The organism is Streptomyces sp. MB09-02B (genome assembly GCF_033794485.1).
In the GTDB taxonomy this organism is placed as follows: domain Bacteria; phylum Actinomycetota; class Actinomycetes; order Streptomycetales; family Streptomycetaceae; genus Streptomyces.
This window is the reverse complement of record NZ_JARGEE010000259.1, coordinates 1-13,028: the sequence shown is the minus strand read 5'-3', so window position 1 is coordinate 13,028 and position 13,028 is coordinate 1. Positions and strand designations below refer to the sequence as shown.

The window sequence follows — 13,028 nt, the reverse complement described above, 5'->3', positions numbered from 1 at the left end:
ATTTTTTTTTTGTGCTTGGTCCGTGGGTGCTAGAAGTTTTATAAACACACGTCGCAGACGATCAGCAGCGCGGCGACGGCCACCCCGGACCCGGCCACCAGCCACGCGCGCACCCCCCACGGGTCGGGCCGGTAGCGGGTGCGCGGTGAGCGCCGGCCGCCCAGCCGCAGTCCCGCCAGCGCGGCGACCACTCCCGCGAGCAGCACGGGCAGGCCGTAGCCGCCGCCCTCGGCGGTCAGCACACCGTACGTTCCCGCGCAGACGCCGAGCAGTCCCCCGAGGGTGAGCGCGGCGGTCGTACGGCGGACGCGTGCCGGGACCTCGGCGGTACGGCCGTAGCCGCGCGAGTCCATCGCGGCGGCCAGCGCGACCGACCGCTCCAACGCGCCCTCCAGCACCGGGAGTCCGACGTGCAGCAGACCCCGTACGCCCCGGTCGGGCCGGCCCCGCAGCCGCCGCGCGGCCCGCAACCGCTGTACGTCCGCCACCAGATGCGGCGCGAACGTCATCGCCACGACCACGGCCACGCCGGCCTCGTACAGGGCGCCGGGGAGGGACTTCAGGAGGCGGGCCGGGTTGGCCAGGGCGTTGGCGGCGCCGACGCAGATCAGCAGGGTGGCCAGCCGCAGCCCGTCGTACAGCGCGAACAGGGCCCCCTCCGCCGTGACCCGGCCCCCCAGCCGGATCCCCTGCGCCCAGGCGGGAAGCGGCACTTCGGGGAGCGTGAACAGGGTGTGCGTCCCGGGAACGGGCGAGCCCAGCACGACCGCGAACCCCAGCCGGACGCCCAGCACCACCAGCCCGAGCTTCACGAACGCGGTGTACGAGCGGGCCCAGGGGGCGTCGGTCCGATGCGTGGCCACGACATATCCGGCCACCGCGATCAGCAGGGCGAGGAGCAGGGGGTTGGTGGTGCGCGACGCGGCGGTACCGAGCCCGAGAGCCCAGAACCACCAGGCAAGAGGATGCACCCCGCCACCCCGCCTTCCGGCCGACACCGGCTCCGGCCTCGGCTCCGGCTCCGGGCGCTCTGTGAACCACCGCATCGCGCCGCCCTAACCCCGGCGCCGCCGCGCCCGCCACACCGCGGCGGCCCCCAGCACGGCGACCACGCCCGCGCCCACGAACAACCCGACGGACGGCCCCTGCCCCTCCTCGGAGGCGCCCCCGGCCGACGAACCCGTGGCGTCGGAACGGCCGTCGGTGCCGGACGCGGCGTCGGAGTCGACCGCCTCCCCGCACCCCTTCCCCGGATATCCCCCGATCGCGCAGAGCAGCGCGTTCGTGTCGTACCGAAGGGGCTTCGCGACGGAGGCCAACGCCTCGGCCGTGGTCGCGTCGTCCGGCACCCGCGCACAGGCCGTACGCGCCTTCGGAGGCGTCTCGCCCTCCGGTGCGTCCGCCGCCGTACCGAAGTCGATGACCAGCGCGACCCGCTTCTCCCCGCTCCGCGCGGCCGTGTCCCCGCAGACCGAGGCGAAGTCGGTGGCGCCGCGCGGCTGGAGCGCGTCCGCCGAGTCCCGGCTCACGGCGAACCGGAAGCCCTGGACCTCCCCGTCCACCGGTCGCGCGGTCGACGGCCCTTGCGTGGCGTACGCCCAGGCGGAGCCGTCCCTCTCCCAGAAGGACCAGTACCGGTACGCGGCGGCGTGGGCGGGCCCCGGACTCCCCAGCACGAACAGCAGACCGCCCAGCAGCGCGAGCACCCCACTCCGTCGCCGGGGCGACGAGGCCCCCCTCCGACGGCCGGTCATGCCTCCGGCCGCTTCCGGCCGGACCGCGCCAGCACGAAGCCGACGACGGCGACGACCACGACGAGCCCGAGCCCGATCACCCACCACACGCCTGCCCCGTCTGCCCCGAGACCGTCACCGGCTTCGTCCCCGGTGGCCGTGTCCTCGTGCGGCACCGAGGAGTAGTCGTCCACGTCACGGGCCGGACCGGTGTCCTTCAGCCGGGCGACGAGATCGGCGCCCCCGAAGTCACGCGGGTCGCCACCGGAGGCGTGCGCCGCGAGGACGAGCTGGGCGTACGCGGCGGGCCCCGCCTTGGCCGCCCACACCCCGTGGTTCTTCCGCAGCCAGGAGAGCGGCTTCTCGGTGGCGGCCGAGTCCCCGGCGGCGGCGAGCGCGACGACCGCGTCCGCTGTGGTGCCGTGGTCGGGCTGGTCCTCCGCACCCGCGAGGGAGGACTTCAGGTAGCCGTCGGCGGTGAGGGCACCGGCCAGATGGACGGCCCCGTCGTGCGCGAGATCCTCCGGGGAGTCACCGGAGACGCAGGAGCCGAACGAGGCCTTGCCCTTGCCCTCGCCGCTGCCCGGCTCGACGACGAACCCCTTGCCCAGGCTGCCGAGGACCGCGGCGGCCGTGGCGTCGTCGTTCGCGGCGAGACCGCCCTTCTTGTCGGGCTGGTAGGCGAAGGCCCCGCCGTCCTCGGCGCCGCTCCTGCCGCCGCCCTCCCCGTCGCCGCAGGGGAGGGCGAGGGCCCGGAGGGCCTCGTAGGGGGAGTTGCCGTCCTTCTGCTGCTTCTCGGGGGCGTCGCCGACGGCGGTCAGCGCGCCGATCACGACGGACGTGGAGTTCGCGTCGCTGGGCCCGCCCGGGGTGTAGCCCCAGCCACCGTCCTCGTTCTGGTTGTCCTTCAGCCACCGCACCGCCCGGCCGGCCTCGGCGTCCTGCCCGCCGACCGCGGCGAGCGCCTGTATCGCGGCGGCCGTGCTGTTGGTGTCGACGGCCGTCCTGGCGTCGCACTTCGCGGTCGCGTCGGCGCGGTACGCCGCGAACGCCCCGCTCGCGCACTGCTGCCCGACGAGCCATTCCACGGCCCCGGCACCGGGCTTCTCACCCACGGCGTCCAGGGCGAGCAGGGCGAGGGACTGCCGCCAGACACCGTCGTACGTGGGGTCGGTGGATCCGTACAGACCGGTGGGGATCGCCCGGGAGGGCGAGGCGGAGGGAGCGACGGACGCCTTCGACGCCGTGTCGCCGGCGAAGGCGGCCGGCGCGAAGCCGAGAGCGGCACCGAGCCCGGTACCGGCTCCGGTGGCGAGGCCGGTCGTGGCGACCAGTACGGCGACGACCGCGGCGCTGCGGCGGACATTCATGATCGGCGGCTGCCTCTCCCTGACGGGGAGCCGGGCGGCACGGCGGAGCGCCGGGCGGCTCGGCTCCGTATTCCTCGACGGTGCCGTGCACCGGCGGGCCGCCGGTGCCGCGAGCCGGTCACGATTCCGTACAGGGCAGTCCGACTTGACGCCCTGCCGAGGGCGGCTCACGGTTGCGGGTCAGTGCCGGATTTGCACCGGCTTCCCCCTGTACGGGTGTGATGACGACGCGGTCACTCTACCTGCCGGTAGCGAAGACCCTGAGGGCCGTACGCGGGCCGCGATAGGTTCGGGCCATGCGTACGGGGAGACTGCTGGGCGCGGGCCGCACGGCCGACGTGTACGAACTGCACGCCGACGAGGGCGAGTCCGGGCCGCACGGCACCGGCGACCTCGTCGCGGACACCGAAGACGGCGACCCCGCAGCCCCCGCCGACCGTGACGGAGCCGACAGGCATACCGGACGTGGTGGTGGCGCCTGGGTGCTGCGGCGTTACCGGGACGGGTGGGGTGACGCGGCGGCCGAGGCGGACATCATGGAGTACGTACGGGGGCATGGCTATCCGGTTCCGCGCGTGCGCTCGGCGGCCGGTGCGGAGATGGTGCTGGAGCGCCTGTCCGGGCCGACCCTGCTGGAGGCCTGCGCCGCCGGTCAGGTCGCCGCGCCGGAGGTCGGCGCGACCCTGGCCCGACTCCTGCGCGCCCTCCACGCCGTCCCGTCCCGGCACCGCCCCGGGGCGCAGGTCCTTCACCTGGACCTCCACCCGGAGAACGTCGTCCTCACCCCGCACGGCCCGCGGGTCATCGACTGGAACAACACCGAGGAGGGGCCGCCCGGCCTCGACTGGGGTGTCTCCGCGATGATCCTCGCCCAGGTGGCCGTCGACACGACCGACCCCCGCGCCCCCATGGCCCACGCCGCCCTCACCTCCCTCCTCGCCCACCGCCCCGACAACACCCTGACGCACCACCACCTGACCGAAGCGGGCCACCGCCGGGCGTCCACCCCGACGATGTCCCCGCATGAGATCGAACTCCTGGGCCGGGCGGAACGGTTGATCCTCCGGGTCATGTCCGCGGGGGCGGAGGCCTGAGGGGAATCACACCGCCACGTACCGCACCGGATCGCTCCCCGGTACCGTCTCCGCCCTGCCCAGCTTCACCAGGCGTCGCACGTGGGCCTCCGCCTCGGAGACCGCGATGTTGCGGGAGGTGAAGGGGATCTGGGGCCAGGGGCGGTTCCACTCCATCCGTTCGGCGAGTTGCCACGCGGTGAGGGGGGTGGAGAGCAGGGCGAGCAGGTCGGTGAGGCGGGACTCGTGGTGGGCCAGCAACTCCCGTACGCGCCCGGCCGCGTCGGTGAACGCGTACTGATGGGCGGGCAGGATCTCGGCGGCGCCCAGGCGGCCGACGCGTTCGAGGGAGTCGAGGTAGTCGCCGAGAGGGTCGGTGACCGTGTCGTCGTCCGGGTCCTCGTAGAGGCCGATGTGCGGGCTGATCTCGGGCAGCAGGTGATCGCCGGAGAACAGGCGTCCGTGGCCCGGGAGTTGCGCGGGGTGTGCCTCCTCCAGGTGGAGGCAGACGTGCCCCGGCGTGTGGCCCGGCGTCCAGATCGCGCGGACGCGGCGGCCGGGGAGGTCGAGGAGTTCGCCGGGCACGATCTCGCGGTCGGGGAGCGCGGGGGAGAACCCGGGCAGGGCGCGCGGCCGGCGCGCGGCCCGCAGGGGCGCGAGGTGTTCCTCCGGCGCGCCCGCCGCGGTGAGCTTGTCCGCCATGTAGGAGTACCAGCGCTCCGGACCGGTCCCGCGTGTGCGCCGGACGATCGCCGTGTCCGCCGCGTGCATCGCGATCCACGCCCCGGACGCCTCGCGCACCGCCCCCGAGAGGCCGTGGTGGTCGGGGTGGTGGTGTGTGATCACGACCCCGTGGACCTCCGCGACCGACGTACCGCAGGCGCTCAGGCCCGCCGCGAGCGTGTCCCACGACGCCGGGTCGTCCCAGCCGGTGTCGACGAGAACCGGCCCGCGGTCGGTGTCGACGACGTACACGAGGGTGTGGCCGAGCGGGTTGTCCGGGATGGGGACCTCGATGGACCGTACGCCTCCGCCGTGATCGGTCACCTGTGTCATGGAGCCACTATAACTAGAACGAGTTCCACCCGGGTTGGGCGCCGCGAACGAGCGGGTCTCCGCCTCGGCCTGCCCGCGACATGGACTCCTTCTCCTGGAACTGGTATCAGTTCCGTATTCGAAACTGACGGTATGTCAGAGAAGTGGCTCCGGGAGGCAACGGCCATGACCGAACTCGTGGAACACGGACAGCTGTTCATCGGCGGGGAGCTGACCGACCCCCTGGGCACGGACGTCATCGAGGTGGTCTCGCCGCACACGGAGGAGGTCATCGGGCGCGTCCCGCACGCCTCGTGCGCGGACGTCGACCGGGCCGTGGCCGCCGCGCGCCACGCCTTCGACCACGGCCCCTGGCCCCGGACGACGCTCGACGAGCGGATCGAGGTCGTCGCCCGGATCAAGGACGCCTTCGCCGTGCGCCACGAGGAGTTCGCCCGGATCATCAGCTCCGAGAACGGCACCCCGTTCACCTCCAGCGTGATGGTGCAGGCCCTCGCGTCGATGATGGCGTGGGACGCGGCCATCACCACGGCCCGCGACTTCACGTACGAGGAGCGGCGGGCCGGCGTGCTCGGCCAGATCCTCGTCCGGCGCGAGCCGGTCGGGGTGGTCGCGGCGATCGTCCCCTGGAACGTGCCGCAGTTCACCGCCGCCGCCAAACTCGCCCCCGCCCTGCTCGCCGGCTGCCCGGCGATCCTGAAGGTGTCGCCCGAAACCCCCCTGGACGCCTACCTGTTGGCGGAGATCGCCGCAGAGGCCGGTCTGCCCGAGGGCGTGCTCTCCGTCCTTCCCGCCGACCGTGAGGTCAGCGAGTACCTGGTCGGGCACCCGGGCGTCGACAAGGTCTCCTTCACCGGCTCGGTCGCCGCCGGCAAACGCGTCATGGAGGTCGCCGCCCGCAACCTCACCCGCGTCACCCTGGAGTTGGGCGGCAAGTCGGCGGCCGTGATCCTCCCCGACGCCGACGCGCAGACCGCCGTCAACGGCATCGCCCCCTTCGCCTGGATGATCAACGGCCAGGCGTGCGTGGCCCAGACCCGCATCCTCGTCCCGCGCGCCCGCTACGACGAGTTCGCCGAGGCCTTCGCCGCCTACGCCTCCGCGCTCAAGATCGGCGACCCCCTGGACCCGGCCACCGAACTCGGCCCGCTCGTCGCCGCCCGCCAGCAGCGTCGCAGCCTCGACTACATCCGCATCGGCCAGGAGGAGGGCGCCAAGATCCTCACCGGCGGCGGCCGTCCGGCGGACCTGGAGCGCGGCTGGTACGTCGAACCGACCCTCTTCGGCGGCGTCGACAACTCCATGCGTATCGCCCGGGAGGAGATCTTCGGCCCGGTCATCTGCCTCCTCCCGTATGGCGACGAGAACGAGGCCGTCCGGATCGCCGACGACTCCGACTACGGGCTCAGTGGCAGCGTCTGGACCGCCGACGACGAACGCGGCATCGACATCGCCCGCCGGATCCGCACCGGCACCTACTCCGTCAACACCTTCAGCCTCGACATGCTCGGGCCCTTCGGCGGCTACAAGAACTCCGGCCTGGGGCGCGAGTTCGGCCCCGAGGGCTACGGCGAGTACCTGGAGCACAAGATGATCCACCTGCCCGCCGGATACGAGCCGCCCGCCGAGGTCACCGTCGTCGCGGGCAAGGGGGTCGGGTGATGGGCGACCGCTGGCAGGTGGAGGTCGACCGGGCCCTCTGCATCGGATCCGCCCAGTGCACGCACCTCGCCCCGGACTCCTTCCGCCTCGACTCCGCCATGCAGTCCCACCCCGTCGAACCGGAGACCGACGCCCACGAACGGGTTCTGAAGGCGGCGGAGGGCTGCCCGGTGGAGGCGATCTCCATCACCCTGCTCGGAAGCGGGGAGCCGGTGTTCCCGCCCGAGGAGTAGGGGCCTACGCTCTGCGGTCGGCACACGAACGACAACACACGCGGGGCGGCAAGAAGTGCGGAAGTCCGAGGCCAAGAGGCTGATCGAGCAGGCGTACGCGGCCTGGGACGCCGAGGAGTGGCAGCGCGCCGCCGACCTCTACGAACAGGTGCTCGCGCATTTCCCGGACGAGAAGCCGAGCGCGGAGTGGTGGTACGACGCCGCGCTCGGCCACAAGTTCCTGCGCGGCTGGGACAAGGCGTTCGAGCTGGGCGTCGAAGCCGCCGCCCGCGCACCGCGCGGCCAGGGCGACCCCGCGTTCTGGAACCTCGGTATCGCGGCCACGATCCGCCGCGACTGGGCGGTCGCGCGCGACGCCTGGGCCGGTTTCGGTCTGGAGATCCCGGCCGGCGAGGGCGAGATCGAGGGCCGCTTCGGCCACGCCTGTGTGCGCCTGGACACCGACGGCCGACGCGAGGTGGTGTGGATCGAGCGGCTGTGCCCGACGCGCGGCCGCGTGGTGAACGTCCCCGTGACGGGCGGCCGCCGCTACGGCGAGATCGTCGTCCACGACGGTCAGCCCAACGGCGAACGCGTCGTCGACGGCTCGACGTACCCCGTCTTCGACGAGCTGCTGCTCTTCGAGGCGTCCGACCTGCCCACGCTCCAGGTGACGGTCGCGGCCGGTGAACCGGCCGACCTGGAAGCCCTCATCGCCCTGTTCGCCGAACACGACTTCGGCGCGGAGCCGGCGAGCAGCCTCACGATGCACTGTGCCTGCTGCAGCGAGGGAACCCTCCACAAGGAGCCCCGCACCGCCCACGAGGGCGCCCAGCGCGTCTCCCTCGCGGCCCCGGAGGAGGACGCCCGACGGCTGCTGGAGTCGTGGGCGGGCGAGAAGGCGATCGGGCGGAGCTGGAGCGGGCTGGAGATCACGGGCTGAAAGGTAAAAAATCCCTTTTGGGGGTTGTATTCTCGCATGGGCGTTCTATCGTAGAAATCAGCCTACGAGACGAGTGAGGGAGCCGACCGGAGTAGCCGACATGGGCGCGAGGTAGCAGATCCGCCGATGCCGACGTCGACGGTCGGGCTGAGAGGCCGGAAGGCAGCAGGACAGGGCCGGAAGGCGACCCCCAGCACCTGATCCGGGTAATACCGGCGCAGGGAACCCGTCTCGTAGGTCTTTTCGCGCGTCCGTGGCCGCGCCGCTTCCGTGCCCCCACCGGACCCGCACCCGCCGACGAAATCCGCGCCTCCGAGCTGTGAGGCGCCCCCTGCGGCCCTACGCGCCCGACTCCGGGGCGGTCAGGTCGATCAGGCGGCACACCGTCTCGATGTCGATCTTCACCTGGGCGATGGACGCGCGGCCGGAGAGCCAGGTGATGAGGGCCGAGTGCCAGGTGTGCTCGATGACGCGGACGGCGGAGAGCTGCTCGGCGGTCGGGTCGGCCAGCCCCATCGCGTCGAGGATGATCGCGGTGGTCTGGTGGGAGACCTGGTCGACCTCGGGACTGACGCTGCGGTCGGCGAAGGTGAGGGCGCGCACCATCGCGTCGGCGAGATGGGGCTCGCGCTGCAGGGCCCGGAACGCGCGCATCAGCGTCTCGGCGACGCGCTCGGCCGCGGTCTCGCCGCTCGGGGGCTTCTTGCGGAGCGTGCCGTGCATGTGCTCCAGCTGGTCCTGCATGGTGGCGACCAGCAGATGGATCTTGGAGGGGAAGTAGCGGTAGAGGGTCCCCAGGGCGACCTGCGAGGACTCCGCGACCTCACGCATCTGCACGGCGTCGAAGCCGCCGCGGCTGGCCAACTGGGCGCTCGTGTGCAGGATGCGGCGCCGGCGGGCCTCCTGGCGCTCCGTGAGGGGTGGCGAGGCCGATCGCGCGGTGCCGGCATCCACCTTGGCCTCCAGCTTGCTCTCCACCTTGGCTTCCGCAGGCATGGTTCTCGTTCCGTGACAGTCGTGACGGTCGGTGAGGATATGCGATCACAGAGCATGCCAGGGCGTGGGCCGTGGCGTGAATCACCTGATCCATCTCTCACAGCGGTTCTACCAGCCGGTAGATTCAGAGCCTCTTGAACGATCAACTCTGAAACTTGTTCTAGATTACCGTCTCGTCGTAATCTCACGGGAAATCGCAGTGAGAAGGGGGCCAGGAGTGACCGATGAGGCCAGTCGGACGGGGTCCCGACGTGACCTTGCCGCCGACGGCGGGCGACCGCTCGACATCGCGCTCCTCACCTATAAAGGGAACCCGTTCTGCGGGGGCCAGGGCGTCTACGTACGGCACCTCTCGCGCGAGCTGGCCCGGCTCGGCCACCGGGTCGAGGTGATCGGCTCCCAGCCCTACCCCGTGCTCGACGAGGACGCCGTCCCCGTCGACGGACCGGGCCGGATCTCCCTCACCGAGCTGCCCAGCCTCGACCTCTACCGCCAGCCCGACCCCTTCCGCACCCCGAAGCGGGACGAGTACCGCGACTGGATCGACGCCCTCGAAGTGGCGACGATGTGGACCGGCGGTTTCCCCGAGCCGCTCACCTTCTCGCTGCGCGCCCGCCGCCATCTGCGCGCCCGCCGCGGTGAGTTCGACGTCGTCCACGACAACCAGACCCTCGGGTACGGGCTGCTGGGCGACGTGGGCGCCCCCCTCGTCACCACCATTCACCACCCCATCACCGTCGACCGGCAGTTGGAACTCGACGCGGCCGAGGGCCGGCAGCGCCGGATGTCCGTACGCCGGTGGTACGCCTTCACCCGCATGCAGAAGCGGGTCGCGCGACGGCTGCCGTCCGTGCTCACCGTCTCCGGCACCTCCCGCCAGGAGATCGTCGACCACCTGGGCGTGCGCGACGACCGGATGCACGTCGTGCACATCGGCGCCGACACCGACCTCTTCTCGCCGAATCCCGCCGTGCCGCAGGTGCCCGGCCGGATCGTCACCACCTCCAGCGCGGACGTGCCCCTCAAGGGGCTCGTCTTCCTCGTGGAGGCGCTCGCCAAGGTGCGCACCGAGCACACCACCGCCCACCTGGTCGTCGTCGGCAAGCGGCCCACCGAGGGCCCGGTCGCCCAGGCGGTCGAACGGTACGGCCTCGAAGGCGCCGTCGAGTTCGTCAAGGGCATCTCCGACGCCGAACTCGTCGACCTGGTCCGCTCGGCCGAGGTCGCCTGCGTGCCCTCGCTCTACGAGGGGTTCTCGCTGCCCGCCGCCGAGGCCATGGCCACCGGTACGCCGCTGGTCGCCACCACCGGGGGAGCCATACCGGAGGTCGCCGGACCCGACGGCGAGACCTGTCTCGCGGTGCCCCCGGGCGACCCGGGAGCCCTGGCCACCGCGCTCGGCCGGCTCCTCGGCGACCCCGGCCTCCGGCAGCGGCTCGGCCGCGCGGGGCGCGAGCGCGTACTGAGCCGGTTCACCTGGGCCAAGGCGGCCGAGGGCACGGTCGCCCACTACCGCGAGGCGATCGCCCGCACGCGCGTCGGAGCCGTCGAAGGCACCGACGCCGTCGAAGGCACCGAGGCCGTCGAAGAAGCAGCAGAAACACACCGCGAAAGCGCCAACCGCGAAAGCAGGGCCACGTGCTGACCGTCGACTTCTCCCGGTTCCCGCTCGCCCCGGGGGACCGGGTCCTGGATCTCGGCTGTGGAGCGGGCCGGCACGCCTTCGAGTGCTACCGGCGCGGCGCCCAGGTCGTGGCCCTCGACCAGAACGCCGAGGAAATCCGCGAGGTCGCCAAGTGGTTCGCGGCGATGAAGGAGGCGGGCGAGGCCCCCGAGGGCGCCACCGCCACCGCGATGGAGGGCGACGCCCTCGCGCTGCCCTTCCCCGACGAGTCCTTCGACGTCGTCATCATCTCCGAGGTGATGGAGCACATCCCCGACGACAAGGGCGTCCTCGCCGAGATGGTCCGGGTGCTCAAGCCCGGCGGCCGCATAGCCGTCACCGTGCCGCGCTACGGCCCCGAGAAGGTCTGCTGGGCGCTCTCGGACGCGTACCACGAGGTCGAGGGCGGCCACATCCGCATCTACAAGGCGGACGAACTGCTGGCCAGGATCCGCGAGGCGGGCCTCAAGCCGTACGGCACCCACCACGCCCACGCCCTGCACTCGCCCTACTGGTGGCTGAAGTGCGCGTTCGGCGTCGACAACGACAAGGCGCTGCCCGTGCGGGCGTACCACAAGCTGCTGGTCTGGGACATCATGAAGAAGCCCCTGGCCACGCGGGTCGCGGAGGAAGCGCTGAACCCGCTGATCGGCAAGAGCTTCGTGGCCTACGCGACCAAGCCGCACCTTCCCCGCATCGCCGGGGAAGCCGGGACCGAGGCCGGGGCGGACGCCAAGTGACGACCCCCCGGACAGAACACCTGGTCCTGCCCGGGGTCCTCACCGCGGAGGAGGCCGCCGCCACCGTGCGGGGCATCCTCGCGGTGCAGCGCGCGGACGGTGCCATCCCGTGGTTCCGCGGACACCACCTCGACCCGTGGGACCACACCGAGGCGGCCATGGCCCTGGACGCGGCCGGTGAGCACGAGGCCGCCGAGCGCGCCTACGAGTGGCTGCGCCGGCACCAGAACGAGGACGGCTCCTGGTACGCCGCGTACGCCGACGGCGACGCCCACGACGTCACCGACCGGGGCCGCGAGACCAACTTCGTCGCCTACATCGCCGTCGGAGTCTGGCACCACTACCTCGCCACCGGCGACGACACCTTCCTCGACCGCATGTGGCCCGCCGTCTACGCGGCGATCGAATGCGTCCTGCGGCTCCAGCAGCCCGGCGGCCAGATCGGCTGGAAGCGTGAGGACGACGGCATACCGGTGAATGACGCCCTGCTGACGGGCAGTTCGTCCATCCACCACGCCCTGCGCTGCGCCCTCGCCATCGCCGAGCAGCGCGAGGAGCCGCAGCCCGACTGGGAGTTGGCGGTCGGTGCCCTCCGGCACGCGATACGCCGGCACCCCGAGCGGTTCCTCGACAAGGACCGCTACTCGATGGACTGGTACTACCCGGTGCTCGGCGGCGCGCTCACCGGCGCCGAGGCCAAGTCCCGGGTCGAGGAGGGCTGGGACCGTTTCGTCGTCCCCGGCTTCGGTGTCCGCTGCGTGGTCCCCAACCCCTGGGTGACCGGCGGCGAGTCGGCCGAACTGGCCCTGGCCCTCTGGGCGATGGGCGAGTCCGACCGCGCCCTGGAGATACTCCAGTCCATCCAGCACCTCCGCGACCCCGAGTCCGGCCTGTACTGGACGGGCTACGTCTTCGAGGACCGGGCCGTCTGGCCCGCGGAACTGACCTCCTGGACCGCGGGTTCGCTCCTGCTGGCCGTGGCCGCGCTGGGCGGCGACGAGGCGACCTGTGCGGTCTTCGGCGGCGAGCGCCTGCCGCGCGGGCTGGACGCGGAGTGCTGTTGAGCGCCGCTGAGCCGGGGGGTCGTCGTCGGCTGCCGGGCCGGTGGGGCTTCTCGCGCAGTTCCCCGCGCCCCTGAAAGGCCTCCGGCCATCCGGGCCGAAGAGCACGGGGCGCAGCCCCGGCTTTTCAGGGGCGCGGGGAACTGCGCGACCAGCCCCACCGGAGCCGCACTCGCTCAATGCCGGTGCATCCGGTTGGCGATGGCGTGGCCCACGAACAGGTACACGACGGCCGCGAGGCCGTAACCGGCCACCACCCGCGCCCACTGCTCGTCGAACGTGAACAGGTCGTGCGACCAGCCGGCGAGCCAGCGGGCCGCGTCATGGACGAACTGCACGAAGTCGTTCGCGCCGTTCGCGCCCAGCAGGTACATCAGGATCCACAGACCGAGGATGAACGCCATGACATCGGCGACTATCGCGATGACCCGGCCCGCCTGATTGGAACCGCTATATCGAGACATGCCTGACGGGTTGCCCGTCGGCCCCCGCCCAAACCTCGCCCACCTCCACGAGCCC

The 13,028-nt window shown here is 72.3% G+C and carries 13 protein-coding genes and 1 riboswitch; of the genes, 7 read left to right on the top strand and 6 right to left on the bottom strand.

Annotated features, from left to right (window positions below):
• Positions 1 to 38: 38 nt before the first annotated feature.
• The 3 genes from P1P70_RS29455 to P1P70_RS29445 are packed head-to-tail and all read right to left on the bottom strand — an operon-like array spanning position 39 to position 3,103.
• Complete coding sequence (locus tag P1P70_RS29455; protein WP_413471566.1) at positions 39 to 1,046, bottom strand: CbiQ family ECF transporter T component; 1,008 nt, start codon at positions 1,044 to 1,046, stop codon at positions 39 to 41.
• 9 nt (positions 1,047 to 1,055) lie between these two features.
• Positions 1,056 to 1,754 carry an SCO2322 family protein gene (locus tag P1P70_RS29450; RefSeq protein ID WP_319243041.1) on the bottom strand — a complete coding sequence of 233 codons (699 nt, stop codon included), beginning with the start codon at positions 1,752 to 1,754 and terminating at the stop codon, positions 1,056 to 1,058.
• Complete coding sequence (locus P1P70_RS29445; protein WP_319243038.1) at positions 1,751 to 3,103, bottom strand: prenyltransferase/squalene oxidase repeat-containing protein; 1,353 nt, start codon at positions 3,101 to 3,103, stop codon at positions 1,751 to 1,753. The genes P1P70_RS29450 and P1P70_RS29445 overlap by 4 nt, the downstream gene beginning before the upstream one ends.
• A 133-nt stretch (positions 3,104 to 3,236) precedes the next feature.
• Positions 3,237 to 3,313: riboswitch (cobalamin riboswitch) on the bottom strand.
• Between the two features lie 86 nt (positions 3,314 to 3,399).
• Between P1P70_RS29445 and P1P70_RS29440 the strand changes: the two genes are divergently transcribed.
• The gene (locus P1P70_RS29440) at positions 3,400 to 4,197 is read left to right on the top strand and encodes a phosphotransferase (protein ID WP_319243035.1); all 798 of its coding nucleotides are present in this window, start codon (positions 3,400 to 3,402) and stop codon (positions 4,195 to 4,197) included.
• 6 nt (positions 4,198 to 4,203) lie between these two features.
• Here P1P70_RS29440 and P1P70_RS29435 read toward each other — a convergent pair whose 3' ends face one another.
• Entirely contained in the window at positions 4,204 to 5,232 is a 1,029-nt protein-coding gene (locus tag P1P70_RS29435; protein WP_319243033.1) for an MBL fold metallo-hydrolase, read from the bottom strand.
• A 165-nt stretch (positions 5,233 to 5,397) separates the two neighbouring features.
• On the opposite strand from P1P70_RS29435, the gene P1P70_RS29430 reads away from it, so the two are divergent.
• The 3 genes from P1P70_RS29430 to P1P70_RS29420 are packed head-to-tail and all read left to right on the top strand — an operon-like array spanning position 5,398 to position 8,049.
• Positions 5,398 to 6,894, top strand: coding sequence for an aldehyde dehydrogenase (locus P1P70_RS29430; protein ID WP_319243045.1), 1,497 nt, complete (start codon positions 5,398 to 5,400; stop codon positions 6,892 to 6,894).
• Positions 6,894 to 7,127, top strand: coding sequence for a ferredoxin (locus tag P1P70_RS29425; RefSeq protein ID WP_319243030.1), 234 nt, complete (start codon positions 6,894 to 6,896; stop codon positions 7,125 to 7,127). The genes P1P70_RS29430 and P1P70_RS29425 overlap by 1 nt, the downstream gene beginning before the upstream one ends.
• 55 nt (positions 7,128 to 7,182) lie before the next feature.
• The gene (locus tag P1P70_RS29420) at positions 7,183 to 8,049 is read left to right on the top strand and encodes a tetratricopeptide repeat protein (RefSeq protein WP_319243028.1); all 867 of its coding nucleotides are present in this window, start codon (positions 7,183 to 7,185) and stop codon (positions 8,047 to 8,049) included.
• 339 nt (positions 8,050 to 8,388) lie between these two features.
• Here P1P70_RS29420 and P1P70_RS29415 read toward each other — a convergent pair whose 3' ends face one another.
• Positions 8,389 to 9,045, bottom strand: coding sequence for a TetR family transcriptional regulator (locus tag P1P70_RS29415; RefSeq protein WP_319243026.1), 657 nt, complete (start codon positions 9,043 to 9,045; stop codon positions 8,389 to 8,391).
• 217 nt (positions 9,046 to 9,262) lie between these two features.
• Here P1P70_RS29415 and P1P70_RS29410 point away from each other — a divergent pair, with 217 nt between their 5' ends.
• The 3 genes from P1P70_RS29410 to P1P70_RS29400 are packed head-to-tail and all read left to right on the top strand — an operon-like array spanning position 9,263 to position 12,512.
• A complete protein-coding gene (locus P1P70_RS29410; RefSeq protein WP_319243024.1) occupies positions 9,263 to 10,690 on the top strand; it encodes a glycosyltransferase family 4 protein in 1,428 nt (475 codons plus the stop codon).
• A complete protein-coding gene (locus P1P70_RS29405) occupies positions 10,684 to 11,448 on the top strand; it encodes a class I SAM-dependent methyltransferase (RefSeq protein WP_319243022.1) in 765 nt (254 codons plus the stop codon). The genes P1P70_RS29410 and P1P70_RS29405 overlap by 7 nt, the downstream gene beginning before the upstream one ends.
• On the top strand, positions 11,445 to 12,512 hold the full coding sequence (locus P1P70_RS29400) for a prenyltransferase/squalene oxidase repeat-containing protein (protein ID WP_319243021.1): 1,068 nt from the start codon (positions 11,445 to 11,447) through the stop codon (positions 12,510 to 12,512). The genes P1P70_RS29405 and P1P70_RS29400 overlap by 4 nt, the downstream gene beginning before the upstream one ends.
• 173 nt (positions 12,513 to 12,685) lie before the next feature.
• Here P1P70_RS29400 and P1P70_RS29395 read toward each other — a convergent pair whose 3' ends face one another.
• Positions 12,686 to 12,973 (bottom strand): hypothetical protein, encoded by a 288-nt coding sequence (locus tag P1P70_RS29395; RefSeq protein ID WP_033527342.1) that lies wholly within the window; start codon positions 12,971 to 12,973, stop codon positions 12,686 to 12,688.
• Between the last annotated feature and the right edge of the window lie 55 nt (positions 12,974 to 13,028).

Bases quoted from the DNA above. Each gene is read 5' to 3' on its own strand.
- P1P70_RS29430 (WP_319243045.1), top strand. From the start codon at position 5,398: ATGACCGAACTCGTGGAACACGGACAGCTGTTCATCGGCGGGGAGCTG.
- P1P70_RS29440 (WP_319243035.1), top strand. From the start codon at position 3,400: ATGCGTACGGGGAGACTGCTGGGCGCGGGCCGCACGGCCGACGTGTAC.
- P1P70_RS29445 (WP_319243038.1), bottom strand. From the start codon at position 3,103: ATGAATGTCCGCCGCAGCGCCGCGGTCGTCGCCGTACTGGTCGCCACG.
- P1P70_RS29425 (WP_319243030.1), top strand. From the start codon at position 6,894: ATGGGCGACCGCTGGCAGGTGGAGGTCGACCGGGCCCTCTGCATCGGA.
- P1P70_RS29435 (WP_319243033.1), bottom strand. From the start codon at position 5,232: ATGACACAGGTGACCGATCACGGCGGAGGCGTACGGTCCATCGAGGTC.
- P1P70_RS29415 (WP_319243026.1), bottom strand. From the start codon at position 9,045: ATGCCTGCGGAAGCCAAGGTGGAGAGCAAGCTGGAGGCCAAGGTGGAT.
- P1P70_RS29455 (WP_413471566.1), bottom strand. From the start codon at position 1,046: ATGCGGTGGTTCACAGAGCGCCCGGAGCCGGAGCCGAGGCCGGAGCCG.
- P1P70_RS29450 (WP_319243041.1), bottom strand. From the start codon at position 1,754: ATGACCGGCCGTCGGAGGGGGGCCTCGTCGCCCCGGCGACGGAGTGGG.
- P1P70_RS29395 (WP_033527342.1), bottom strand. From the start codon at position 12,973: ATGTCTCGATATAGCGGTTCCAATCAGGCGGGCCGGGTCATCGCGATA.